Genomic DNA, 22,026 nt, shown 5'->3' on the forward strand with positions numbered 1-22,026 from the left:
GCCATGGACAGCGGCAACGGCAGGGGCAAGGGCAGAAACCAGGCCAGGGACCAGGGCAAGGACACAGTGAGGGACACGGGTATGGACTTCGCATCGCACGGCCTGCGTGAGTCGGCCACCTTCGACCGCGCCACCATCCACGCCATCCAACGGGCCGCCGCGACCGGCGTCTACGACATCCGGGGCTGGGGCGCCAAACGGCCCCTCCCGCACTTCGACGACCTGCTCTTCCTCGGCGCCAGCATGTCCCGCTACCCGCTTGAGGGTTACCGCGAGCGCTGCGACACGGACGTCGTCCTCGGCGCCCGCAACGCCAAGTACCCGCTTCACCTGGACATCCCGGTCACCATCGCCGGCATGAGCTTCGGCGCCCTCTCCGCGAACGCCAAGGAAGCGCTCGGGCGCGGGGCGAGCGCGGCCGGCACCTCAACCACCACCGGCGACGGCGGCATGACCCCGGAGGAACGCGGCCAGTCCAAGCACCTCGTCTACCAGTACCTGCCGTCCCGCTACGGCATGAACCCCGACGACCTCCGCAAGGCCGACGCCATCGAAGTGGTCCTCGGGCAGGGCGCCAAGCCCGGCGGCGGAGGCATGCTGCTCGGCCAGAAGATCACCGACCGCGTCGCCGGGATGCGCACCCTGCCGGTCGGCGTGGACCAGCGCAGCGCCTGCCGGCACCCCGACTGGACCGGCCCCGACGACCTCACCATCAAGATCGGCGAACTGCGCGAGATCACCGACTGGGAGAAGCCGATCTACGTCAAGGTCGGCGCCACGCGCACCTATTACGACGTGAAGCTCGCCGTCCACGCGGGCGCCGACGTCGTGGTCGTCGACGGCATGCAGGGCGGTACCGCAGCCACCCAGGACGTGTTCATCGAGCACGTCGGCATCCCCACCCTCGCCGCGATTCCCCAGGCGGTACAGGCACTTCGGGAACTCGGCGTCCACCGCGAGGTCCAACTCATCGTCTCCGGCGGCATCCGCACCGGCGCCGACGTCGCCAAGGCGATCGCGCTCGGCGCGGACGCGGTCGCCATCGGCACCGCCGCCCTGATCGCCCTCGGCGACAACCATCCCCGCCACGATGCCGAGTACCGCGAACTCGGCTCCGCGGCAGGCTACTTCGACGACTTCCAGGACGGCCGCGACCCGGCCGGCATCTCCACCCAGGACGAGGAACTCGCCGCCCGCCTCGACCCCGTCGAGGGCGGACGCAGGCTCGCCAACTACCTCCGCGTCCTCACCATGGAGGCCCAGACCCTCGCCCGCGCCTGCGGCAAGGCCCACCTCCACCACCTGGAACCCGAGGACCTGGTCGCCCTCACCATCGAGTCCGCCGCCATGGCCCGCGTCCCCCTCGCCGGCACCGACTGGATCCCCGGCACCTCCGGAGCCGCCCTGTGATCGCCGTCGTAGGAGTAGGCCTGATGGGCGCGGCCACGGCGTGGCAGCTCGCCCGGCAGGGCCACGAGGTCACGCTCGTCGAGGCGTACGAGATCGGCCACAAGTCCGGCAGCTCGCACGGCAGTTCACGCATCTACCGCCGCGCCTACGCCGACCCCCTCTACGTCCGTCTGACCGGCGAGGCCCGTGAAATCTGGCGGGAACTGGAGCACGACACCGGTGTCCAACTGCTGCGCCTCACCGGGGGTTTGGACTTCGGCGCGGGCCGTGACCCGAAGGGCATCGCGGAGATCCTGGCGGCAGCCGCCGTACCGCACGAACTGCTGACCGCGGCCGAAGCGACGGACCGCTGGCCGCAGTTCCGCTTCGACGGACCCGTGCTCCATCACCCGGACGCGGGCACGGTCGACGCCGACGCGACGGTGGCCGCCGCCGTACGACGGGCTGCCGAACTGGGCGCCCGCGTACTCACCGGCGTCCGCGTCACCGGCGCGGAGGTCCGCGACGACGGCCGCGTCGCGCTGAGTTCGGACGGCCCCACCGTCGTCGCGGACACGGTCGTGGTCGCGTCCGGCGCCTGGCTGCCCCAACTCGCCGCCCCGCTGGGCTTTTCCGATCCCCTGCCGCCCCTCCAGGTGACCCAGCAGCAGGTCTTCCACTTCCGCCGCCGCGACCCGGAAACGACGGCCTGGCCGGTCTTCGTCCACAAGGACCGGTTGAGCCTCTACGGCCTCCCCTCCGGCAGCGACGGCGGACCGCTCCCGGCGTTCAAGGTCGCCCAGCACGACGAGGGCACGCCCACCACCGCGGACACCCGCACCGGAATCGTCGATCCCGCCTCCCGCGACAAGGTCACCGCCTGGGTGGAACGCGCCATGCCGGGCCTCGACCCCACCCCTGTCGCCGAGGCCAGCTGCCTCTACACCACCACCCCCGACGAGGACTTCGTCCTCGACCGCACCGGCCCCTTCGTCGTCGTCTCCCCGTGCTCGGGCCACGGAGCCAAGTTCACGCCGCTCGTCGGCGCGATGGCCGCCGACCTCGCCCTGGGCCGCGCCGAGCCCCACCCACGCTTCGCCCTGAACCGTTGACCACCGACCCGCGACTCCCGGGAAACCAGGGCCCATCAGGCAGAATGACCGCCATGGGCACCGACCACCACGACCAGGCAGCCGCGCTGCCCGACCGGGAGATCACCCCCGAACAGGCCGACGGACCAGTGGACTTGGAGACCGCGATCGCCCGCCAGGTCCGCCGCTACCGGATCGCGGCCGGGCTGTCGGTGGCGGAGATGGCAGCCCGGGTCGGCATCTCGAAAGCCATGCTCTCCAAGATCGAGAACGCGCACACCTCGTGCAGCCTCACCACTCTCGGCCGCCTCGCCACCGGCCTGAACGTCCCGGTCACCGCCCTCTTCCGAGGCGTCGACACCGAACGTGAGGCCGTCTACGTCCCCGCCGGTCACGGCGCCCAGATCATCCGCCGCGGCAGCCGGGTCGGCCACCTCTACGAACTCCTCGGCGCCCTGCGCGGCCCCCACAAACGCATGGAAGCCGTCCTGGTCACCCTCACCGAGTCCAGCGAGGTCTTCCCCCTCTTCCAACACCCCGGCACCGAGCTGCTGTTCATGCTCGAAGGCGTCATGGTCTACGGCCATGGAGAGGCGGCCTACACGATGCGCCCCGGCGACGCCCTCCAGCTCGACGGCGAGGGCGCGCACGGCCCCCAGGAGCTGGTCGAACTCCCCGTCCGCTTCCTGTCCGTGACGGCATTCGGGGACCACGGACGGGACTGAAGCGGCTTGGTGAACCGAAGCGGTCTGGTGACGGGCCGGACGCCTCGCTAGGCTGCGGGACAGAATCGGGATCGTCAACGCGCCGGTGGCTGGGTAGCGCGTCTCTCCGACATGCTCATGGGAGACGCCGATGGCGTACCGATCCCTCCTCCGCGTTCCCGGCGCGGCATTCTTCCCGCTCGGGTTCCTCGCCCGCCTTCCCTACGCCACCTCGTCCCTCGCGACGCTCATCCTCGTGCGGGCCGCCACCGGCAGTTACGCCTTCGCCGGTCTCGCCGCGGCGGCCCAGGGCATCGCCAACGCGCTCGGCGGTCCGGTCTCCGGAGCGCTGGCCGACCGCCACGGCCACCGCCTCGTCGGGACAGTCACCGCACTCGCCAACGCTGTCGCCCTGAGCGGCCTCATCGCGGCCAGCCACACCGGCCGCGCGAGCATGATCGTCGCGTCGGCTCTGGCCGGACTCACCCAACCCCCGGTCGGCCCGCTGGTACGAGTCCACTGGTCACGCCTTCTCCACGCCCGTGCCCGACCTGACCTCATACCGACAGCCTTCTCGTACGAGGCGACCGCCGACGAGATCAGCTTCGTCGCCGGACCCGCGATCGTCGGACTGCTCACCCTCCTCGGCCCGACGGCGCCGACCGTGGCCGCCATCGCCCTCCTCGTCCTGGCCACCCTGCCCTTCGCCCTGTCGCTGGCCCGGGGGAGCGCCGAGCACCGGCAGAGTCCGCGCGCCTCGCGAACTCCCTTGCCCCGACTGCCACTTGTCGCGATGTTCCTCGCGATGGCCGCTATGGGCACGCTGTTCGGCGCCGTACAGACCGGCGTCACCGCCTACTCCAACGAGAGCGGGCACCCGGGCAGCGCCGGACTCCTCTACGCCCTCTTCGGCATCGGCAGTGCCCTGGCAGGCGCCGCCTGCGCCTGGCTCCCCGCGCGCTTCACCCTCCGCCAGCGGTATGTGACCTTCGCGGCGACCTTGCTGCTGGGCGCGCTTACCCTGGTCGTGGGGGACGGACTGCACGCCGTTCCTACGGCCATGACCGTCGCCGGTGTGACCGTGGCCCCCTACCTGATCAGCCTCTACGCCCTCACCGAACGCCTCGCGCCCGCCGACCGGGCGACCGTCGCCCTGACGATCCTGTGCGCGGGCGGACCGCTCGGCACCGCGACCGGGCAGGTGGTCGCCGGGTACCTCGCCGACCGGAACGGCAGCGGAGGAGCCTTCCTGGTGGCGCCGATCGCGGCAACGGCGGCTCTGCTCCTGGCCGTTGCGGTGTTCCTGGCGGACGCGGAGGCCTTCCGCCCGGCTGTTCGTGTTGCCGTCGGGTCCGGGACACCGGAGTCTGGGGGAACGGGCCGGGCCAAGGGGAGGACACACGATGGGGACGAGCGCTGAAACACCGGACGCCGAGCGGCGACGGCTGGCCGAGGCCGACGACTCCGGGGTGCCCTGGCGCCGTTGGGGCCCCTATCTGAGCGAGCGCCAGTGGGGGACCGTCAGGGAGGACTACAGCCGGGGCGGCGACGCCTGGTCGTACTTCACCCACGACCAGGCCCGCTCCCGCGCCTACCGCTGGGGCGAGGACGGCATCGCGGGCGTCAGCGACGACAAACAGCGGCTGTGCTTCGCGCTCGCGCTGTGGAACGGCCGCGACCCGATCCTCAAGGAGCGGATGTTCGGCCTCACCAACTCCGAGGGAAACCACGGCGAGGACGTCAAGGAGTACTACTTCTATCTCGACAGCACGCCCACGCACTCGTACATGAAGTACCTCTACAAATACCCGCAGTCGGAGTTCCCGTACGAGGACCTGAAGGCCACCAACCAGGCCCGTGGGCGCGGCGACTTCGAGTACGAACTCCTCGACACCGGCATCTTCGACGAGGACCGTTACTTCGACGTGTTCGTCGAGTACGCCAAGGCGGGCCCCGACGACCTGCTGATCGAGATCACCGCGCACAACCGCGGCCCCGACGAGGCACCCCTGCACCTGCTGCCGACCCTGTGGTTCCGGCACACCTGGTCCTGGGCCGGCGGCACCGCCGTACCGTCCATTCACCAGGAACCCGGTGGGCCGCTCCGCGCCGACCACGAGGAACTGGGCCCGCGCCGGCTCTACTGCGACGCGGGCGCGCAGACCCTGTTCACCGAGAACGACACCAACAACGAGAAGATCTTCGGCAGTTCGAACTCCTCCCCGTACGTCAAGGACGGCATCGACCGCTACGTCGTCGGCGGCGAGACCGGAGCCGTCAACCCCGACCGGACCGGCACCAAGGCCGCAGTCCACCACGTGCTGACCATCCCGGGCGGCCAGAGCGCCACCGTCCGCCTGCGCCTCACCGCCGATGAACTGCCCGACTGGACCGGTGACTTCGACACCGTCATGGCCCAACGCCGTGCTGAGGCCGACGAGTTCTACGACGGCATCACATCCGCCGACTCGTCGGTCGACGAACGGCGGCTGGTCCGGCAGGCGTTGGCCGGGATGCTGTGGAGCAAGCAGTACTACTACCTCGACGTCGAGCGCTGGCTGACCGAGCACGGCGTCGACCCGCTCGCCTCCGACCCCCGGGTGCGGAACAGCAACTGGTACCACATGGTCAACGACGAGATCATGTCGATGCCGGACACCTGGGAGTACCCGTGGTTCGCGGCCTGGGACCTCGCCTTCCACACCGTCGCCCTGTCGATGGTCGATCTCACCTTCGCGAAGGGCCAGTTGGACCTGTTGCTGCGCCGCCTCTACCTCCATCCCAACGGCCAGATCCCGGCGTACGAATGGAACTTCGGCGACGTCAACCCGCCCGTGCACGCCTGGGCCACCCTGTTCCTCTACGAGTTGGAGAAGCACCGCACCGGCAAGGCCGATCGAGCCTTCCTGGAGAACGCCTTCCAGAAGCTGATGAAGAACTTCAGCTGGTGGCTCAACCGCAAGGACACCGACGGCAACAACGTCTTCCAGGGCGGCTTCCTCGGGCTCGACAACATCGGCGTCTTCGACCGCAGTGCCCCGCTGCCCACCGGCGGCCACCTCGACCAGGCGGACGGCACGGCGTGGATGGCGCTGTACTGCCAGAACCTCCTGGAGATCGCCATAGAGCTGGCCGTCGACAACCCCGTCTACATCGAGCAGGCGCAGTCCCTCTTCGAGCACTTCGCGTGGATCGCCGTCGCCATGAACCGCATCGGCGCGGACAACGCGAGCCTGTGGGACGAGGAGGACGGCTTCTTCTACGACGTGCTGCGACTGCCCGACGGCACAGCGACCCGCCTCAAGGTCCGCTCGCTCGTCGGACTGATCCCCCTCGCCGCCACCAGCCTGGTCGGCGGCTGGGCGGACCACCGCTTTCCCGAACTGGTCGCCGGAGCGCGGGAGTTCATCGAACGCCATCCGGCCGTGGAGGCCACCATCTCCTCGCACGAGGCGCTGGGCCCGAACGCCGACGGACGTTATCTGTTCGCGCTGTTCGGCGAGGACCGGCTGCGGCGCATCCTGTCCCGGATGCTCGACGAGGGCGAGTTCCTCGGCCCGCACGGCATCCGCTCCCTCTCCCGCCACCATGCCGAGCACCCGTACAGCTTTGAGGTGCACGGGGAGACGTACGGCGTCGGCTATCTGCCCGCCGAGTCCGACTCCGGGATGTTCGGCGGCAACTCCAACTGGCGTGGCCCCGTGTGGTTCCCGGTCAACCTGCTGCTGATCCGCGCGCTGCTCAACCTGCACGCCTTCCACGGCGCCGACTTCACCGTCGAGTGCCCCACCGGATCGGGCCGCCAACTCACCCTCTACGAGGTCGCCCGCGAGATCTCCGACCGGCTCACCGCGACCTTCCTCAGCGACGCGGACGGACACAGGCCGGTGCACGGCGCCCAGGCCAAGTTCGCCAAGGACCCGCACTGGAAGGACCTGATCCTCTTCTACGAGTACTTCCACGGCGACAACGGCGCCGGCCTTGGCGCCTCCCACCAGACCGGCTGGACCGGCCTGTCCGCGGTCACCGCCACCCTCTTCCACACCCTGGGCGACGGCGAGTGGTCGGCCCGGGGCCGCGAGAGCCTGCGCCCGACCGGCGACCGAGAGGAGCCCCTGTCATGACCGCCTGGCCCGAGCAGCCGGTGATCTACGAGATCAACACCCTGATCTGGCTGGGGGAGTTGAGCAGTCGCTACGGCCGTACCGTCACCCTCGGCGAGGTGCCCGCGCCCGCCTGGGACGAGGTCGCCCTCCCCGGCGTCGACGCCGTCTGGCTGATGGGCGTGTGGGAACGCAGCCCGGCCGGACTGGAGATCGCGGTGCGCGACGCCTCGCTTCAGGCGTCATTCCGGGCAGCGCTGCCCGACCTGCGCCCGGAGGACGTCGCCGGATCGCCGTACTGCGTCCGGAACTACGTCGTCGACGCGGCCCTCGGCGGCCCGGAGGGACTGGCGGCGGCCCGCGCCCAACTGGCCGCCCGTGGAGTCCGGTTGATCCTCGACTACGTCCCCAACCACGTGGCCCCCGACCACCCCTGGCTGACCGAGCGCCCCGCCTGTCTGGTCCAGGGCACCCAGGACGACCTCGCCCGCGACCCCGCGGCCTTCCTGGAAACCGACGGCAAGGTCTTCGCCCGGGGCCGCGACCCGTACTTCGCGCCCTGGCCGGACGTCGTCCAACTCAACGCCTTCAGCGGCGAGTTGCGCACGGCCGCCGTCGACACCCTGGCCTCGATCGCCGACCAGGCGGACGGCGTGCGCTGCGACATGGCCATGCTGCTGATGACCGACGTGTTCGCGAAGACCTGGGGCGAACGGGCGGGCACGGCACCGGCGGAGGACTTCTGGCCGTACACGATCCCCAAGGTCCGCGAGCGCCACCCCGACTTCCTCTTCGTCGCCGAGGCGTACTGGGACCTCGAATGGGCCCTGCAACAACAGCGGTTCGACCACTGTTACGACAAGCGGCTCTACGACCGGCTGCTGCACGAGGGTGCCGATTCGGTACGCGGCCATCTGCGGGCCGACCTCGGCTACCAGCGCGGCCTCGTCCGCTTCCTGGAGAACCACGACGAACCCCGGGCCGCCGCCACCCTGTCGCCCGAACGGGAACGGGCGGCGGCGGTCACCATCGCCACCCTGCCCGGCGCGACGCTCTGGCACGAGGGCCAGTTCGAGGGGCGACGGGTACGACCGCCGGTCTTCCTCGCCCGCCGGCCGGAGGAGCCCGTCGACAAGGAACTCCTCGCGTTCCACCACCAGTTGCTCGCCGCCGTCGCCTCCTCCGGCATGCGCAAGGGAGGGGAGTGGCAGCTGCTCGACTGCACGGGCTGGCCGGACAACGCCACCCACGAGAACCTGATCGCCTGGTCCTGGACAACGGATTCCAGCCGTCACCTCGTCGTCGTCAACCTCTCCGAACGGCCCGCACAGGGCCGGGTCCGCCTCCCGTGGACAGACCTGCGCGGTGGCCCCCGCCAACTCACCGAACTGCTCGCCGACTTGACCTATGACCGGGACGGTGACGAGCTGGTCGACTCCGGTCTGTATGTCGAGTTGGAGGGGCTGTGCTGGCATCTGGTCGCGGTGCTGCCCGGATCTTGACCTGTGGCCAACTGGTGAAGGATTGACGGGAGTTGTGAAAGGTGACAAGAATTCAGCTTGCTTCGCTGTGCTTCAGCTGAGCGAAGCACCTGCGAGCGGTCCGGTCGCGCACGCCCTCGATCGTTTCCTTGCGTGCGCCCGCCGCTCGCTCTGCCACCTCCCACACCTTTTACCATCGTCGAGGCTCACTTTGTCACGTTCGCACCACCTCCAATCCCTGTCCGCCCTCGCGGCCGCCGCGTTCATCGCCGCCGCCGCGCCCGTGCTCGCGGCCGGCCCGGCGAGCGCCACCGACGCCGACGCGTGCCAGTCCGCCACCGTGCAGTACCGCATCGTCGGCGCCGATGGAAACGTTGTCGGCGCGGACTGGACCTCGCAGGGCGGGTTCCTCCAGTGGGACACGATCCCCGGCACCGTCGAGGTCCGGCTGGCTCCCGACCAGAGCGTCGGAGACAGCTGCAAGTACCCCGTCTCCCTCGCCGAGTACACCGCCGAGGGCCCCAATTGGTACACCTCGGGCCACCAGACCATGGTCGACAAGGCCACGGTGTACCTCACGGCCAAGGACGTCGCGGGCGCGGCCGACGCACAGCACACCTGGCAGCAGCTGAAGGTCGAGTCGCCCGACTGCTACGGCCAGATCGACCTGTACGGCGACGACGTCACCTACGACGGCGGTACGGGCGAGGGGCACGGCCCTCTTCCCTATGAGCCGGACAACATCATGACTCCGTACCACCTCATCGCGGCCTGGAACGGAGGCGACAAGGAGTGCACCCCGAGCACCCCGGACTCGCCCACCCCGACGCCGACGCAGCCGGCCTCGGCGCCGCCCGTGACGCCGTCGGCCCCGGCCGACAGCACGCCTCCCGCCGAGGAGTCGACCCCGCCGGCCAGCCCCAAGCCGTCGACGACGCCTCCGACGTCCGCGCACGTCCCGCCGCTGAAGTCGTCGCCCTCGCCCACCCCGAAGGCGACGCCGAACGGCGGCAACCAGCCGCTGGCGGAGACCGGTTCCAGCGCGCCGGTCGGCCTCATAGCCGGCGGTGCGGCCCTGGTGATCGCCCTGGGCGCCGGCGGGGTCTACGCGGCCGGCCGCGCTCGCCGCTCCTCCTGACCCAGACATGCCCGGCGTGAACTGACCGCCCCGCCCCGTGTGTTGTCACGGGGCGGGGCTCACGGCCGTGGCCAGGGACGCCCGCCGAGCCGTTCGATGTCGGTGTTGAAGCGTCGTAGAAAAGCCGCGAAGGCGTCGATGTCCTCGTCCGACCAGTCGTCCATGATCTGGTCCAGGGACTGGACCAGACCCTCGCGTTCCTCGTCGAGCATCCGCGCGCCCAGGTCCGTGATGCGGAACTTGCGGGCCATGCCGCCCTGCGGATCGGGGATGCGGTCCACCAGACCGGACCGCATGGCGGCCGCCGTCTGCCGGTTGAGGGTGGATGTGTCGAGACCGAACGCGTCGCTCAACTCCCCGATGGACATGGGCCCTTGGATGCGGATCCGGCTCAACAGGATGTAGGCGCTGCGCTCCAGCACACCGTCCTTGCGGCGCCCGCCCTTGTGCGAGAGAAGCCCGTGCCGACTGAGGAGCATCTGCTCGTACTCGATCTCGCGCGTGCGCCTGTCCATCGGTCCGCTGCCTCCTGCTTCCTGCCGATGCCGCCGCCGTGTCCTGCGCTCCGGGGCGGCCGGGCCCATCCTCGCACGACGTTATGCATCATCCCCATCACATGGCTGATACATACGATGTGTACGATGCATATTCCTTCACATCCCGACTGAACAGACATGCCGAGGAGTCCCGTCATGGACGCCCCCCAGCCTTCAGCCCGCGCAGGCGGCGTGATCGCCACGCTGGCCTTCGCCGGCACCACCGCGGCGATCATGCAGACGCTGGTCACGCCGCTCATCGCCGACCTTCCGGAGATGCTGCACACCTCGTCGTCGAACGCCGCGTGGGTGATCACCGCCACGCTGCTGGTGGCCGCGGTCTGTGTGCCGGTCGTCGGCCGCCTCGGTGACCTGCTGGGCAAGCGCCGGATGCTGCTCGCCTGCTCCGTCCCACTGATCGTGGGCTCGGTGGTCTGCGCGCTCTCCTCCTCCGTCGTCCCGATGATCGTCGGACGCGGTCTGCAGGGCATGGGCATGGGCATGGTCCCGCTGGGCATCGCCCTGCTGCGGGACGTCGTGCCGCAGGAGCGGCTCAGCCCCTCCATCGCACTGGTCAGCGCCTCCATGGGCATCGGTGGCGGCCTCGGCCTGCCGATCGCCGCGGGCGTCGCCCAGTACGCCAACTGGCGTGCCCTGTTCTGGGGTTCGGCCGCGCTCGCCGCGGTCGTCGCCGCGCTGATCTGGTTCCTGATCCCGGACGTACCGGCCGCCGCCAAGGGCCAGCGCTTCGACGCCCCCGGCGCCCTAGGCCTCGCCGTCGGCCTGGTCTGCCTGCTGCTCGGCATCTCCAAGGGCGCCGACTGGGGCTGGGGTTCGGCCACCGTGCTCGGCCTGTTCGCCGTCGCGATCGTGGCCTTCCTGGCCTGGGGCGTGTGGGAGCTACGCACCGGTGACCCGCTGATCGACCTGCGTACGACGGCCCGTCCCCGGGTCCTGATCACCAACATCGCCTCGGTCTTCGTCGGCGTCGGCATGTACTCGAGCATGCTGGTCGTCCCGCAGCTGCTCCAGTTCCCCGCGGCCACCGGCTACGGCCTGGGCCAGTCGATGCTCGCCTCCGGCCTCTGGATGGCGCCCGGCGGCATCATGATGATGATCGTCTCCCCGCTCGGCGGAAAGCTCACCAACGTCCGCGGCCCGAAGTTCACCCTGATCAGCGGCGTCCTCGTCATCACCGCCGGCTACGCCCTGTCGATGGGCCTGATGAGCTCCGCCTGGGGCCTCATGGTCGTCTGCATCGTCATCAACAGCGGCGTCGGCCTCGCCTACGGCGCGATGCCCGCCCTCATCATGAGCTCGGTCCCGCTCTCCGAGACCGCCGCGGCGAACGGCTTCAACACCTTGATGCGCTCCCTCGGCACGTCGATCGGCGCCGCGGTGATCGGTGTGGTCCTCGCCCAGATGACCACCACGGCCGGCGGCTACACGTTCACGTCCGAGAGCGGCTTCCGCACCGGTCTCCTCATCGGCGGCGGCGTCGCTCTCCTCGCGGCCCTGGTCGCGGCGGCGATCCCGGCCGTACGCCAGGCCGCACCCGACGAGGAGAAGCCCGAGCCGGTCACCGCGCGCGAGGAGGCCGGGGTCGAGTCCTGACCCCACCGGGGTGAGCACGGCCGCCTGTGCTCACCCCGCCCACCACGGCGCCGCCGGGCCGGGCAGGGGGACGTGAGGAGCTGCGCAGAAGCAGCGATTCGACTGCGAGGTCGCCGACCGGTCCGCGCCGGTGCGCATGCGTCGTAGCCGAGTCAGGTGCGCGGGCCGAGGCCTTGCAGGGCGTCGTTGAGCTGGGTCGCGGTGAGGGCGGGGGACGGGAGCGCGGGTGTGGCCGGTGTGGCGCGCAGGCCGTCGAGGAGGAGGGCGAGGGGGCGGCGCCAGGCGTCGGGGCCGGCGGCCCCGGTGAGCGCGGGGATCGTACGGCCCAGCGCGGCGAGGGCGAACAGGACGTCCTCCGGGGTGACGTCGGCGCGGATCGTGCCCTGGTCGCTTCCGCGGCTCAGCAGTAGTTCCACGGTGCGGCGGTTGTGGGCGTGCACGGCCTGGAGCGAGTCGACGCCGTCGAGGTGCGTGGTCATGAGGTCGTTGGTGCCGCGGTCGGCGGCCAGGCCGGCGAAGACGGTGTGCAGATAGCCGGTCAGTCCCTCCCAGGCGTCGTCGGCGGTGCGTGCCTGCTCGCCCACGGTCATCGTGCCGGTGAGCAGGTCGTGGAAGACCGCGTCCACGAGAGCGGCGCGGGTGGGGAAGTGCCGGTACAGGGTGGCGTTGCCGATGCCGGCCCGGCGGGCGATCACGTCGATCGGCGCGTGCAGGCCCTGCTCGGTGAAGACCTCGTGGGCGGCCTCGATCAGGAGTTCCCGGTTGCGCCGCGCATCGCGCCGCCGAGCAGGTGCCGTCGAGTCGTCCGCACCGGTCATCTTCACCCTCCGTACTAATGGGGAGTGCTCCCCGGTAGTGATGCTATCGTCGACCCGTCAAGTGGGGAGTGCTCCCCACTTTGGTGTCGAAAGGGGGCGGCATGCAGGGCACGGCACTGGTCCTGGGCGGTGGTGGACCCGTCGGCGGGGCGTGGATGACCGGCGTGCTCGCCGGTCTCTCGGAGGCCGGCGTCGACCTCGGCCGCGCCGACGTGATCATCGGCACCTCCGCGGGTGCGATCTTCGGCGCCCGGCTCGCGGCCGGCGAGGCACCGCAGGAGTCGTACGAACGCCAACTGGCCGGCGCCGACAAGGTGGACCTGCGGGTCGGCGCGGCCCAGACGGTCCGTTTCCTGTGGGCGGCACTGGGATCTCGCGATCCGGGGCGCTCCGTACGGAGGCTGGGCCGGGCCGCCCTCGGCGCACGCACCGGACCCGAGTCCGAACTCCTGGACGCGGTCGGCACGTTGCTGCGCGGCGCCCGGGACTGGCCCGACCGTGCCCTGCGGATCGCGGCCGTCGACGCCGTGTCCGGGGTCTTGGAGACCTTCGACGGGGACGCGGGGATCTCCCTCCTCGAAGCCGTCGCCGCGAGCTGCGCGGTACCCCTCGTCTCGCCGCCCGTCACGGCCGGCGGCCGGCGTTGGATCGACGGCGGCAGCGGCACGACCGCCAACCTGCACCTCGCCGACGGCTGTCGCCACATCCTGGCCGTCGCGCCGATCCCGACAGCGGTCGGCCCGCACCCCAGCGCGCCACGACAGGCGGCCCAACTCGCCGCCCAGGGAGCCGAGATCACCCTCGTCACCCCGGACGGCACGGCCCGGCGCGCGATGGGCCGCGACCTGACCGCGAACGCCCGCCGCCCGGCAGCCGCCCGGGCGGGCCACACCCAGGCAACGGCCCTCGCGCACACAGTGGACGCCGTATGGCGCGGCGACGGGTAGCCGCACGGCCCACGTGTCGGCCGACCATCGAATCGAAAGGAGTGCCATGCCGGCACCCACCCTCCAGGACCTCGCCCCCGACGGACACGACCTGACCGCCGATCCCCACCTCGTCTACGCGGCCCTGCGCGCCAAGGGTCCCGTGCACCGGGTCCTCGTCCCGGGCAGCGGCGAGAGCTGGCTGGTGGTCACCCGGGACGCGGCCCGCGCCGCGCTGACCGACCCGCGACTGCGGAACGACATCCGGCACTCCTCGTCGTGGCAGGACGACGGCGGACACGCCCTCGGCCGCAACATGCTCCAGACCGACCCACCGGACCACACTCGGCTACGGCGGCTGGTCGCGGGCCACTTCACGCCCGCGCGGATCGCCGCGCTCCGTCCGCGCATCGAAGCGATCGCCGTCGATCTGCTCGCCGGGCTTCCGGCGCGGGGGACGGCGGATCTGGTGAGCCGGTACGCCCTGCCGCTGCCCGTCACGGTGATCTGCGACCTGTTCGGGGTGCCCGCCGCGGACCGTACGGTGTTCCACGCCTGGTCGAACGAACTCGTCATGCCCGCTTCGCCCGAGAGGGGTGCCTCGGCCGCCGCCGCCCTCGGCGCCTACCTGGCCGAGTTGATCCACCGGAAGCGCGGCACCCGGGAGGCCGACCTGCTCGGTGACCTCGTCGCCGCGGCCCGCGTACCCGCCCCCGAGTCGCCCCTCACCTCCGAGGAACTTCTCGGGATGGCCTTCCTCCTCCTGGTCGCCGGGCACGAGACGACCGTCAACCTGATCTCCGCGACCGTCCACGCCCTGCTCACCCACCCCGACCAACTCGAACTGCTGCGCACGGAACCGGACTTGGCCGGCGCCGCCGTGGAGGAGTCGCTGCGTCACCGCGCGCCCGTCCATGCCACCGCGTTCCGTTTCGCGGCCGAGTCCCTGGACCTCGCCGGTACCCGCATCCCCGCCGGAGACGCGGTACAGATCTCACTGGCCGCGGCCTCCCGCGATCCCCTCCACTTCCCCGACCCGGACCGCTTCGACCTACGGCGGCGGGGCCCCGGGCACCTTGCCTTCGGCCACGGTCTCCACCACTGCCTGGGCGCACCCCTGGCCCGCGCGGAGGCCACCATCGCCGTACGCCTCCTTCTGCACCACTGCCCCGGCCTCGCTCTCGCAGCGGACCCCGCGACACTGACGTGGCGGACGAGCACGCTGCTGCGGGGCTTGAGCGAACTGCCGGTGCGCTTCGGCCCGTCAGGAGACCAGGGCGGCACCGACTAGACCAAGTCCAGGACGCCGGTGGGCAGTTGAGTGTCGGGCCAGTGAGGTTCGTAGCGCCACGTCCCCAACCCCCGTTCCGCCGCGTACGGTCCGACGGCCCCCTCGATCATCGAGACCGCCTCCTCGCGAGCCGTCTCCACCGCCCGGTGATCGGCCTCGCTCACCACCCCCAGCCGACGGCCGTGGGCGTACTCGTCCTCGTCCTTCCAGTCCCACCGGGACAGGTCGGGCGCGACGACCAGGTCCAGCAGCAGGTCGAAGGTGTCGAAGCCGATGGGCGTCCGGCGCATCGGATGCTGGAAGTTGACGTACCAGTGCGTGAGTCGGCCGTCTCCCGCGGCGTCGAAGAACGCGTTGACGCTGAACCAGCTGTCGGGCGGCACCCATTGGAGATGGGCTGTGTCCCGCCAAGTCCAGTGGCCGAGCTGCCAGTTGCCATCGGCCAGGTTCGCCAGGGCGCGCAGCCGGGCGGTCTCGTCGCCGGTGAGGAGCGACTCGATCCAGGTCGTCGGGGCCAACGACTCCGCGCCCGGCCGGCACCCCAGAACCAGTGCCTCGGCGGTGTCCTCGACGACCCGTAACGCGTGGGCGCCCCACACCTTCCGTCGGAACACATCACGCCGTACGGCGGTCTCACCCGGCTGGAACTCCCGCATACCCACCTCCGGTTGCTCGGGCTACTCATGTCTGCCCGCGCGCCACCGCCCGGAACTCCAACGGCGTACGGCCCTCCCGCTTGCGGAAGAACTTCGCGAAGTCGGTCGGCTCGCCGAAGCCGAGCGCGCGGGAGACGTCCGCCGCCGTCGCGTCGGTGTGGACGAGGAGGCGCTTGGCCTCCAGGAGGACGCGGGCGTCGAGGTACTGCTTGGCGGTCGTGCCGGTGGCCGCGAGGGTCGCCCGGGTGAGGGTGCGCGGGCTGTAGCCCAACGCGGCGGCGTAGTCGGCGACTTGGTGGCTGGTGCGGAAGTCGCGTTCCAGGGCGGCGCTGTAGCGGCGGAACGTGTCGTCGGCCGGGGCGGACGACACCGGGTCCGGGCGGACGTGGGAGAGGCGCAGCAGCAGGACGGAGAGGAGCATGCGGAGGGTCTGGAGGTGTGCGTCGAGCGGGAGTGAGGCCAAGTCGGCGTACTCATGGGTGAGATGACGGAGTGTCAGGCGTGCCGCTCGCGCGTGCGGTCCTGTCGGGAGCAGGGGTGACTGGTCGAAGGGGGGATCGGCCAGGACGAAGCCCGGCTGCCAGATGACGATCGTGCCGCGGGTCGTCGTCAGGTCGGCGGGGACGTACTGGTGCACCTGCCCCGAGCTCACCCACAGCCAGCCGCCCTCCTCCACCGCGCAGTCCGTGAAGTCCACCCGGTGGCGCAGCGTGCCCTCCGTGACATGGATCAGGTGGTGGAAGTCCGGCCGCTGCGGAGCCGACAGGTCGATACCGCGCCGCTCACCGCGCGCCAGCAGCTCGGTGAAGTCCACGACGTCCATACCGATGGGCGCCGCGAGCGACGGACGGTACGGCACGTCCGTGATGTCAGGCTGACCGTTTTTTCCCATGGCGAGTCCCGAGCCTACCCCTGTCGGGCCTCGAACCGCTCCTACGGTCGAAAGCACAGAGACCGGACTGGGCAAGGAGCTGGCGACGTGCGACTGATCGTGGGGATGACCGGGGCGACCGGAGCCGTCCTCGGCGTCCGGCTGCTGGAGCAGCTCGCCGAGCTGCCCGAGGTGGAGACCCATCTCGTCCTCAGCCGCTGGGCCCGGACCACCCTGGAGCTGGAGACGGGACGCACCGCCCGCGAGGTCGCCGGGCTGGCGGACGTCGTCCACAATCCCGAGGACCAGGGCGCCACCATCGCCTCCGGATCGTTCCGCACCGACGGCATGGTGATCGTGCCCTGCTCCATGAAGACCCTGGCCGGCATCCGCACCGGCTACGCCGACGGGCTGATCGGCCGGGCCGCCGACGTGATCCTCAAGGAGCGCCGCCCGCTGGTCCTCGTACCGCGCGAGACACCCCTGAGCGAGATCCACCTGGAGAACATGCTCGACCTCGCGCGTAAGGGCGTCCGCATCGTGCCGCCGATGCCCGCCTTCTACAACCACCCCGCCACGGTCGACGACATCGTCACGCACATCACCTCCCGCGTCCTCGACCAGCTCGACCTGCCCGCCCCCGCCGCCAAGCGCTGGGACGGCATGCGGACCGCCCGCGACGCACGCATCCAACCCGCCGCCTGAGACGCCACCCGAGACATCCGAGGCGCCCAAAGCACCCGCGCCACACGCCCCTTCACGTACGGAGCCCCCATGCCCTACGACGACCTGCGCAGCTTCCTGGACACCCTCGACAAGGAGAGCCAGCTGCTGCGGATCACCGAACAGGTCCTTCCCGAACCGGACCTGGCCGCCGCCGCCAACGCGGCCGGACGCATCGGCGAAGGCGCCCCCGCCCTCTACTTCGACAACGTCAAGGGCTTCACGGACGCCCGGATCGCGATGAACGTCCACGGCTCCTGGCGCAACCACGCCCTCGCCCTCGGACTGCCCCCGGACACCTCCGTGCGCGAGCAGGTCGAGGAGTTCGCCCGCCGCTGGGACGCCTTCCCGGTCGCACCGGAGCGCCGTGAGGACGCGCCCTGGCGGGAGAACACCCAACAGGGCGCCGACATCGACCTGTTCAAGGTTCTCCCGCTGTTCCGGCTCAACGACGGCGACGGCGCCTTCTACCTCGACAAGGCCGCCGTGGTCTCCCGCGACCCGCGCGACCCGGACCACTTCGGCAAGCAGAACGTCGGCACGTACCGCATCGAGGTCATCGGCCGCGACCGCCTCGCCTTCCAGCCGGTCCCCATGCACGACGTGGCCCAACACCTGCACGCCGCCGAGGAGTCGGGCGAAGACCTGCCCATCGCGATCACCCTCGGCAACGACCCCGTCATCACGATCGTCGCCGGCATGCCGATGGGCTACGACCAGTCCGAGTACGAGATGGCCGGCGCCCTGCGCGGAGCCCCCGCGCCCATCGCCACCGCGCCCCTCACCGGCTTCGACGTCCCCTGGGGTTCCGAGATCGTCATCGAGGGCGTCGTGGAGAGCCGCAAGCGCCAAATAGAGGGCCCCTTCGGCGAGTTCACCGGCCACTACTCCGGCGGCCGACGCATGCCGACGATCCGCATCGACCGCGTCTCCTACCGCACCGACCCGGTCTTCGAGTCCCTCTACCTGGGCATGCCGTGGACCGAGGTCGACTACCTGGTCGGCCCCAACACCTGCGTCCCGCTCCTCAAGCAACTCCGCGCCGAATTCCCCGAGGTGCAGGCCGTCAACGCCATGTACACGCACGGCCTCGCGGTGATCGTCTCGACGAAGAAGCGCTACGGCGGCTTCGCCAAGGCGGTCGGCATGCGCGCGATGACCACACCGCACGGCCTCGGCTACGTCACGCAGGTCATCGTCGTGGACGAGGACGTCGACCCCTTCGACCTGCCCCAGGTGATGTGGGCGATGTCCGCGAAGGTGAACCCCCAGGACGACGTGATCATCGTCCCCAACCTGTCGGTCATGGCCCTGGCACCGGCCGCCGACACCCCGGGAATCACCAGCAAGATGATCATCGACGCCACGACCCCGGTCGCACCGGACAACAGGGGCCACTTCGACACCCCGGTACGGGACCTGCCCGAGACCCCCGAGTGGGCCGACCGGCTGCGCGCCCTCATCGCCGCCCGCTGAAGCCCACCGAAGCCCCACCGAAGCCCGCTGAACGCCCAGTGAACCGACCTCAGGAGTCGACCGCCATGATCTGCCCCCGCTGCGCCCACGACACGGTCGACACCGTGACCACCTCACCGGTCCCCGGCGTGTGGGACGTACTCCAATGCGCCCGCTGCCTCTACATGTGGCGCACCACCGAACCCGACCGCCGCACCCGGCGCGAGGCGTACCCCGTCGAGTTCCGGATGACGCGGGCCGACATCGAGACGGCCCCGGAGGTGCCCGTCGTACCGCCGCTGCGCGTCGGCTGAATCACCCACGCTCGGCTACGAGCCCAACGAGCCCAACAAGCCCAACAAGCCGTCGAGAACCGCCTCTTGACGCCGGGGCGTGGTGGTGTGGGGCAGCAGGACCGCGTTGATCTGGAAGCCCATGAGAGCCGCGAGCAGGGTGTCGACGACTTCGTCGTCCGGGGTGCCCGTGACGATGTCGCCGTGCCGGCGGCCCTGTCGCAGACAGCCGCACATCTGGGTGCGCCAGGCCGCCATGGCGTTCTCGTGCACCTCGGCCATGCGCTCGTCGTGGACGGCGCGGTCCCAGAAGGCGATGACGACCCGGGCCTCCATGAGGCGCGCTTCGTCGAGCGGCATGATCTCCAGGCAGAGCAGGCGCAGGGCGGCGAGGCCGGTCGCGTCGCCGATGGACTCGCGGGCCCGGACGTTGGTGCTCTCGAAGGTGTGCTGGAACGCGGCGAGAAGGATCTCGTCCTTGTTGCGGAAGTAGCCGGCCAGCGCACCGTTGGCGTATCCGGCCTCGGCGGCGAGGTCGCGCATGGTGACGGCGTCGAGCCCGCGTCTTGCGATCAGGGCCCATACGGCTTCGATGATCTCGCGGCGGCGAGCGTCATGATCGACGATTTTGGGCATGCCCAGACCTTAATCCAGCCGCTCCGGCACCGGTCCGACCCGGTCAGGCCAGCATGGCGGCCATGCCCAGGGCCATCAGCGCGCCGCCCGCGTCGCCGAGCGGACCGGCGCGGGGCGCACCGGGACGCAGTGCCCGGTGCATGAAGGCGCCCGCCCGCGCCAGCACCCACAGCACCACCGCCAGCACGAACAGTCCGTGACCGCCGGTGTGGTGGTGCCCCTGCGGAAGCCGGGCCATGGCCGCCGTGACCACGGCCATCACAGCGAGGTCGGCGGCGGCCGGCCCGCGGGCGAACAGACACATGCCCGTCGTCACGGCGGCGCACGCCAGCAGCGGGTACGGCCCCGGGCTCCCCACCACCATCAGCAGGGTCACGGCGAGTACGACGGCGTGCGGCCCCCAGTGCTGTACGGGCCCCGGTACATGCCCCGCGAGGCACAGACCGGAGCCCGTCAGCGCGACGGCGGCCGGGAGGACGTCATGCGTCACGACGGCGCCGGACGAGGGCCGAGACCGCGCCGCCCGCGAAGAACAGCACGACGATCCCCTCGAAGAGCCGCGCCAGCCGGGCCGAACCACCGATCAGGGTGGTGAAGTTGGCCAGCACCATGAACGTGATCCCGCACAGCCCCAGGGCGCCGAGCGCCGGCGCGAGCCGGGTGTGCCACAGCCGGCTGTCCGCCCCGGTCCGGGCGAAGAAGGCGATGATCGCGACGCCGACCAGGATCATCAGCACCAGCACACCGAGCGTGGCCAGACCGCTCATCCAGGTGAACAGCTCCAGCACCGGATCCGATCCGGCGAGGACGAACGCCCCCACCACCACGGCCGCCGACACGCTCTGCACCAGCGAACCGGCGTGCGGCGAGCCGTGCTTGGCGTGGCTGCGGCCCAGGACGGCGGGGGCGTCGCCCTGGCGGCCGAGGGAGAACAGATAGCGGGAGATCGCGTTGTGGAAGGCGAGCAGCGCCGCGAACAGGCTGGTCAGCAGCAGGACTTCCATCGTGTCGGAGGCGGCCGGACCGACGTACTGCCCGGCCACCGTGAAGACCAGCCCGCTCGTGTCCTTGGCCGCCGCGCCCCGCACGTCGTCCGAACCGACGGCCAGCACCACCGCCCAACTGGACACCGCGTAGAAGCCGCCGATCGCGATGACCGCCAGGTAAGTCGCCCTGGGCACACTGCGCTTGGGGTCCCTGGCCTCCTCGCTGTAGAGGGCGGTCGCCTCGAAGCCGACGAAGGAGGCGACCGCGAACATCACCCCGATTCCCGGCGATCCCGTGGTGAAGGCACCGGGCGTGAAGGAGTCGAAGTCGATGCCGTGGGCGCCTCCTCGGGCGAGGATCGCCACCGTCATCACCGTGACGATGCCGACCTCCAGGATCAGCAGCACCGACAGGACCTTCGTGCCGACCTCGATGTTCCGGTAGCCCAGCACCGCGACCAGTCCCCACAGCACTCCGGCCCACAGCCACCAGGACAGGTCGGGGCCGCCGTACTTCACGACCAGCCCTTGCAGGGTGACGCCGGCGAGGCCGTAGATCCCGGCCTGGATCGTGCTGTACGTGAGCAGCGCCAGCCCGGCCGCTCCGGTGCCGGTGATCCGGCCGAGGCCGGCGGTGACGTACGAGTAGAAGGCGCCGGTGTCGACGACATGGCGGCTCATCGCCGCGTAGCCGACGCTGAACAGCAGCAGGACGACGGTGACCAGCAGATAAGCGGCCGGTACGCCGGGGCCGTTGCCGATGGCCAGCATCACCGGCAGAGCGCCGCCGATGGCGGTGAGCGGCGCGGCTGCCGCGACGACCATGAAGACGATCCCGCCGACTCCGATCGAGCCACGGAGTTTTGACGGGGTGTCAACTGTGCTGGTGCTGATGGTCTGTTCAGACATGGCAGCCCCCTGTGCCCGTCCCGCGGGTGGCGTGGGCGGAGGTGCTCGCGGGCACGTCGAGGGTGGGGTTGCGGTCGAAGAAGCCGACCGGCTTGAGCGTGAAGCCGGTGGTGTCGACCGGCATGATCGGCCAGTCCTCGGGACGCGGTGCGTGGGTGAGGCCGAAGGTGTGCCAGAGGACGAGGTCCTGCCCGTCGAGGTCCCGGTCGGCGGCGGCGTACGCGGGCAGTCCCGCCCCGCCGGGATGCTGGTTGACGAAGTCGCCCGCCGGATAGCGCTCGGCCGGGTCGTGGGCGGTGACCCAGAGGTGCTTGGTGGCGAAGGCCGCGCGGGCCGCCACCGAGGACCCGGGATCGGCGAGCAGTGCCGGCTTGCCCTCCGGGTGCAGCGCGTAGGCGACCGGCCG

The 22,026-nt window shown here is 70.9% G+C and carries 21 protein-coding genes; 13 read left to right on the forward strand and 8 right to left on the reverse strand.

The annotated features are described in order from the left end of the window. Window positions 1–3: 3 nt before the first annotated feature. The 7 genes from ACNFOC_RS14560 (at window position 4) to ACNFOC_RS14590 (ending at window position 9,906) form a co-directional block, all read left to right on the forward strand. Window positions 4–1,410 carry an FMN-binding glutamate synthase family protein gene (locus ACNFOC_RS14560; RefSeq protein ID WP_416959533.1) on the forward strand — a complete coding sequence of 469 codons (1,407 nt, stop codon included), beginning with the start codon at window positions 4–6 and terminating at the stop codon, window positions 1,408–1,410. Continuing rightward, entirely contained in the window at window positions 1,407–2,501 is a 1,095-nt protein-coding gene (locus tag ACNFOC_RS14565) for an FAD-dependent oxidoreductase (RefSeq protein WP_416959534.1), read from the forward strand. The genes ACNFOC_RS14560 and ACNFOC_RS14565 overlap by 4 nt, the downstream gene beginning before the upstream one ends. Window positions 2,502–2,554: 53 nt before the next feature. Continuing rightward, window positions 2,555–3,205: a helix-turn-helix domain-containing protein gene (locus ACNFOC_RS14570; protein WP_416959535.1), complete on the forward strand. Its 651-nt coding sequence runs from the start codon at window positions 2,555–2,557 to the stop codon at window positions 3,203–3,205. A 130-nt stretch (window positions 3,206–3,335) separates the two neighbouring features. After that, complete coding sequence (locus ACNFOC_RS14575; protein ID WP_416959536.1) at window positions 3,336–4,604, forward strand: MFS transporter; 1,269 nt, start codon at window positions 3,336–3,338, stop codon at window positions 4,602–4,604. Next, window positions 4,588–7,308, forward strand: a complete 2,721-nt coding sequence (locus ACNFOC_RS14580) for an MGH1-like glycoside hydrolase domain-containing protein (protein WP_416959537.1) — start codon at window positions 4,588–4,590, stop codon at window positions 7,306–7,308. The genes ACNFOC_RS14575 and ACNFOC_RS14580 overlap by 17 nt, the downstream gene beginning before the upstream one ends. Then, on the forward strand, window positions 7,305–8,789 hold the full coding sequence (locus ACNFOC_RS14585) for an alpha-amylase family protein (RefSeq protein ID WP_416959538.1): 1,485 nt from the start codon (window positions 7,305–7,307) through the stop codon (window positions 8,787–8,789). Before ACNFOC_RS14580 ends, ACNFOC_RS14585 begins: the two co-directional genes overlap by 4 nt. 190 nt (window positions 8,790–8,979) lie before the next feature. Continuing rightward, window positions 8,980–9,906, forward strand: a complete 927-nt coding sequence (locus tag ACNFOC_RS14590) for a hypothetical protein (RefSeq protein WP_416959539.1) — start codon at window positions 8,980–8,982, stop codon at window positions 9,904–9,906. A gap of 59 nt (window positions 9,907–9,965) precedes the next feature. Here ACNFOC_RS14590 and ACNFOC_RS14595 read toward each other — a convergent pair whose 3' ends face one another. After that, complete coding sequence (locus ACNFOC_RS14595; RefSeq protein ID WP_352109248.1) at window positions 9,966–10,421, reverse strand: MarR family winged helix-turn-helix transcriptional regulator; 456 nt, start codon at window positions 10,419–10,421, stop codon at window positions 9,966–9,968. Window positions 10,422–10,598: 177 nt separating this feature from the next. Between ACNFOC_RS14595 and ACNFOC_RS14600 the strand changes: the two genes are divergently transcribed. Continuing rightward, window positions 10,599–12,056 (forward strand): MFS transporter, encoded by a 1,458-nt coding sequence (locus ACNFOC_RS14600; RefSeq protein ID WP_416959540.1) that lies wholly within the window; start codon window positions 10,599–10,601, stop codon window positions 12,054–12,056. 152 nt (window positions 12,057–12,208) lie between these two features. On the opposite strand, the gene ACNFOC_RS14605 is transcribed toward ACNFOC_RS14600, so the two are convergent. After that, on the reverse strand, window positions 12,209–12,874 hold the full coding sequence (locus ACNFOC_RS14605; protein ID WP_416959541.1) for a TetR/AcrR family transcriptional regulator: 666 nt from the start codon (window positions 12,872–12,874) through the stop codon (window positions 12,209–12,211). 101 nt (window positions 12,875–12,975) lie between these two features. Here ACNFOC_RS14605 and ACNFOC_RS14610 point away from each other — a divergent pair, with 101 nt between their 5' ends. Together ACNFOC_RS14610 and ACNFOC_RS14615 are read left to right on the forward strand one after the other, a co-directional pair. After that, window positions 12,976–13,821, forward strand: a complete 846-nt coding sequence (locus tag ACNFOC_RS14610) for a patatin-like phospholipase family protein (protein ID WP_416959542.1) — start codon at window positions 12,976–12,978, stop codon at window positions 13,819–13,821. Window positions 13,822–13,867: 46 nt separating this feature from the next. Next, window positions 13,868–15,091: a cytochrome P450 family protein gene (locus ACNFOC_RS14615; RefSeq protein WP_416959543.1), complete on the forward strand. Its 1,224-nt coding sequence runs from the start codon at window positions 13,868–13,870 to the stop codon at window positions 15,089–15,091. On the opposite strand, the gene ACNFOC_RS14620 is transcribed toward ACNFOC_RS14615, so the two are convergent. Together ACNFOC_RS14620 and ACNFOC_RS14625 are read right to left on the reverse strand one after the other, a co-directional pair. Continuing rightward, window positions 15,088–15,747 carry a ribonuclease FAU-1 family protein gene (locus tag ACNFOC_RS14620; RefSeq protein WP_416959544.1) on the reverse strand — a complete coding sequence of 220 codons (660 nt, stop codon included), beginning with the start codon at window positions 15,745–15,747 and terminating at the stop codon, window positions 15,088–15,090. The genes ACNFOC_RS14615 and ACNFOC_RS14620 overlap by 4 nt on opposite strands. A 25-nt stretch (window positions 15,748–15,772) precedes the next feature. Next, window positions 15,773–16,606: an AraC family transcriptional regulator gene (locus ACNFOC_RS14625; RefSeq protein WP_416959545.1), complete on the reverse strand. Its 834-nt coding sequence runs from the start codon at window positions 16,604–16,606 to the stop codon at window positions 15,773–15,775. Window positions 16,607–16,726: 120 nt separating this feature from the next. Here ACNFOC_RS14625 and ACNFOC_RS14630 point away from each other — a divergent pair, with 120 nt between their 5' ends. From ACNFOC_RS14630 to ACNFOC_RS14640, 3 genes are all read left to right on the forward strand, one after another. Next, the gene (locus tag ACNFOC_RS14630) at window positions 16,727–17,323 is read left to right on the forward strand and encodes a non-oxidative hydroxyarylic acid decarboxylases subunit B (protein ID WP_416959546.1); all 597 of its coding nucleotides are present in this window, start codon (window positions 16,727–16,729) and stop codon (window positions 17,321–17,323) included. Between the two features lie 69 nt (window positions 17,324–17,392). Continuing rightward, the gene (locus tag ACNFOC_RS14635) at window positions 17,393–18,817 is read left to right on the forward strand and encodes a non-oxidative hydroxyarylic acid decarboxylases subunit C (protein WP_416959547.1); all 1,425 of its coding nucleotides are present in this window, start codon (window positions 17,393–17,395) and stop codon (window positions 18,815–18,817) included. 65 nt (window positions 18,818–18,882) lie between these two features. Next, window positions 18,883–19,110: a non-oxidative hydroxyarylic acid decarboxylases subunit D gene (locus ACNFOC_RS14640; RefSeq protein WP_416959548.1), complete on the forward strand. Its 228-nt coding sequence runs from the start codon at window positions 18,883–18,885 to the stop codon at window positions 19,108–19,110. Between the two features lie 15 nt (window positions 19,111–19,125). Here the strand turns inward: ACNFOC_RS14640 and ACNFOC_RS14645 are convergent, their stop codons facing one another. The 4 genes from ACNFOC_RS14645 to ACNFOC_RS14660 form a co-directional block, all read right to left on the reverse strand. Further along, window positions 19,126–19,725 (reverse strand): TetR/AcrR family transcriptional regulator, encoded by a 600-nt coding sequence (locus tag ACNFOC_RS14645; protein ID WP_416959549.1) that lies wholly within the window; start codon window positions 19,723–19,725, stop codon window positions 19,126–19,128. 43 nt (window positions 19,726–19,768) lie between these two features. Continuing rightward, complete coding sequence (locus tag ACNFOC_RS14650) at window positions 19,769–20,215, reverse strand: hypothetical protein (protein ID WP_416959550.1); 447 nt, start codon at window positions 20,213–20,215, stop codon at window positions 19,769–19,771. Further along, window positions 20,205–21,620 carry an APC family permease gene (locus ACNFOC_RS14655; protein ID WP_416959551.1) on the reverse strand — a complete coding sequence of 472 codons (1,416 nt, stop codon included), beginning with the start codon at window positions 21,618–21,620 and terminating at the stop codon, window positions 20,205–20,207. Before ACNFOC_RS14655 ends, ACNFOC_RS14650 begins: the two co-directional genes overlap by 11 nt. Continuing rightward, window positions 21,613–22,026, reverse strand: a 414-nt coding sequence (locus tag ACNFOC_RS14660) for a copper amine oxidase (RefSeq protein WP_521985184.1), incomplete at its 5' end; no start/stop codon positions are given. The genes ACNFOC_RS14660 and ACNFOC_RS14655, both read right to left, overlap by 8 nt.

Origin of the sequence: Streptomyces colwelliae (assembly GCF_048158785.1) — a bacterium.
Taxonomy (GTDB): domain Bacteria; phylum Actinomycetota; class Actinomycetes; order Streptomycetales; family Streptomycetaceae; genus Streptomyces.

What these genes read in the sequence shown, in the direction of transcription:
- ACNFOC_RS14640 (WP_416959548.1), top strand. Translation starts at nt 18,883, where the DNA reads ATGATCTGCCCCCGCTGCGCCCACGACACGGTCGACACCGTGACCACC.
- ACNFOC_RS14610 (WP_416959542.1), top strand. Translation starts at nt 12,976, where the DNA reads ATGCAGGGCACGGCACTGGTCCTGGGCGGTGGTGGACCCGTCGGCGGG.
- ACNFOC_RS14615 (WP_416959543.1), top strand. Translation starts at nt 13,868, where the DNA reads ATGCCGGCACCCACCCTCCAGGACCTCGCCCCCGACGGACACGACCTG.
- ACNFOC_RS14620 (WP_416959544.1), bottom strand. Translation starts at nt 15,747, where the DNA reads ATGCGGGAGTTCCAGCCGGGTGAGACCGCCGTACGGCGTGATGTGTTC.
- ACNFOC_RS14585 (WP_416959538.1), top strand. Translation starts at nt 7,305, where the DNA reads ATGACCGCCTGGCCCGAGCAGCCGGTGATCTACGAGATCAACACCCTG.
- ACNFOC_RS14595 (WP_352109248.1), bottom strand. Translation starts at nt 10,421, where the DNA reads ATGGACAGGCGCACGCGCGAGATCGAGTACGAGCAGATGCTCCTCAGT.
- ACNFOC_RS14645 (WP_416959549.1), bottom strand. Translation starts at nt 19,725, where the DNA reads ATGCCCAAAATCGTCGATCATGACGCTCGCCGCCGCGAGATCATCGAA.
- ACNFOC_RS14635 (WP_416959547.1), top strand. Translation starts at nt 17,393, where the DNA reads ATGCCCTACGACGACCTGCGCAGCTTCCTGGACACCCTCGACAAGGAG.
- ACNFOC_RS14560 (WP_416959533.1), top strand. Translation starts at nt 4, where the DNA reads ATGGACAGCGGCAACGGCAGGGGCAAGGGCAGAAACCAGGCCAGGGAC.
- ACNFOC_RS14570 (WP_416959535.1), top strand. Translation starts at nt 2,555, where the DNA reads ATGGGCACCGACCACCACGACCAGGCAGCCGCGCTGCCCGACCGGGAG.
- ACNFOC_RS14580 (WP_416959537.1), top strand. Translation starts at nt 4,588, where the DNA reads ATGGGGACGAGCGCTGAAACACCGGACGCCGAGCGGCGACGGCTGGCC.
- ACNFOC_RS14575 (WP_416959536.1), top strand. Translation starts at nt 3,336, where the DNA reads ATGGCGTACCGATCCCTCCTCCGCGTTCCCGGCGCGGCATTCTTCCCG.
- ACNFOC_RS14600 (WP_416959540.1), top strand. Translation starts at nt 10,599, where the DNA reads ATGGACGCCCCCCAGCCTTCAGCCCGCGCAGGCGGCGTGATCGCCACG.
- ACNFOC_RS14655 (WP_416959551.1), bottom strand. Translation starts at nt 21,620, where the DNA reads ATGTCTGAACAGACCATCAGCACCAGCACAGTTGACACCCCGTCAAAA.
- ACNFOC_RS14605 (WP_416959541.1), bottom strand. Translation starts at nt 12,874, where the DNA reads ATGACCGGTGCGGACGACTCGACGGCACCTGCTCGGCGGCGCGATGCG.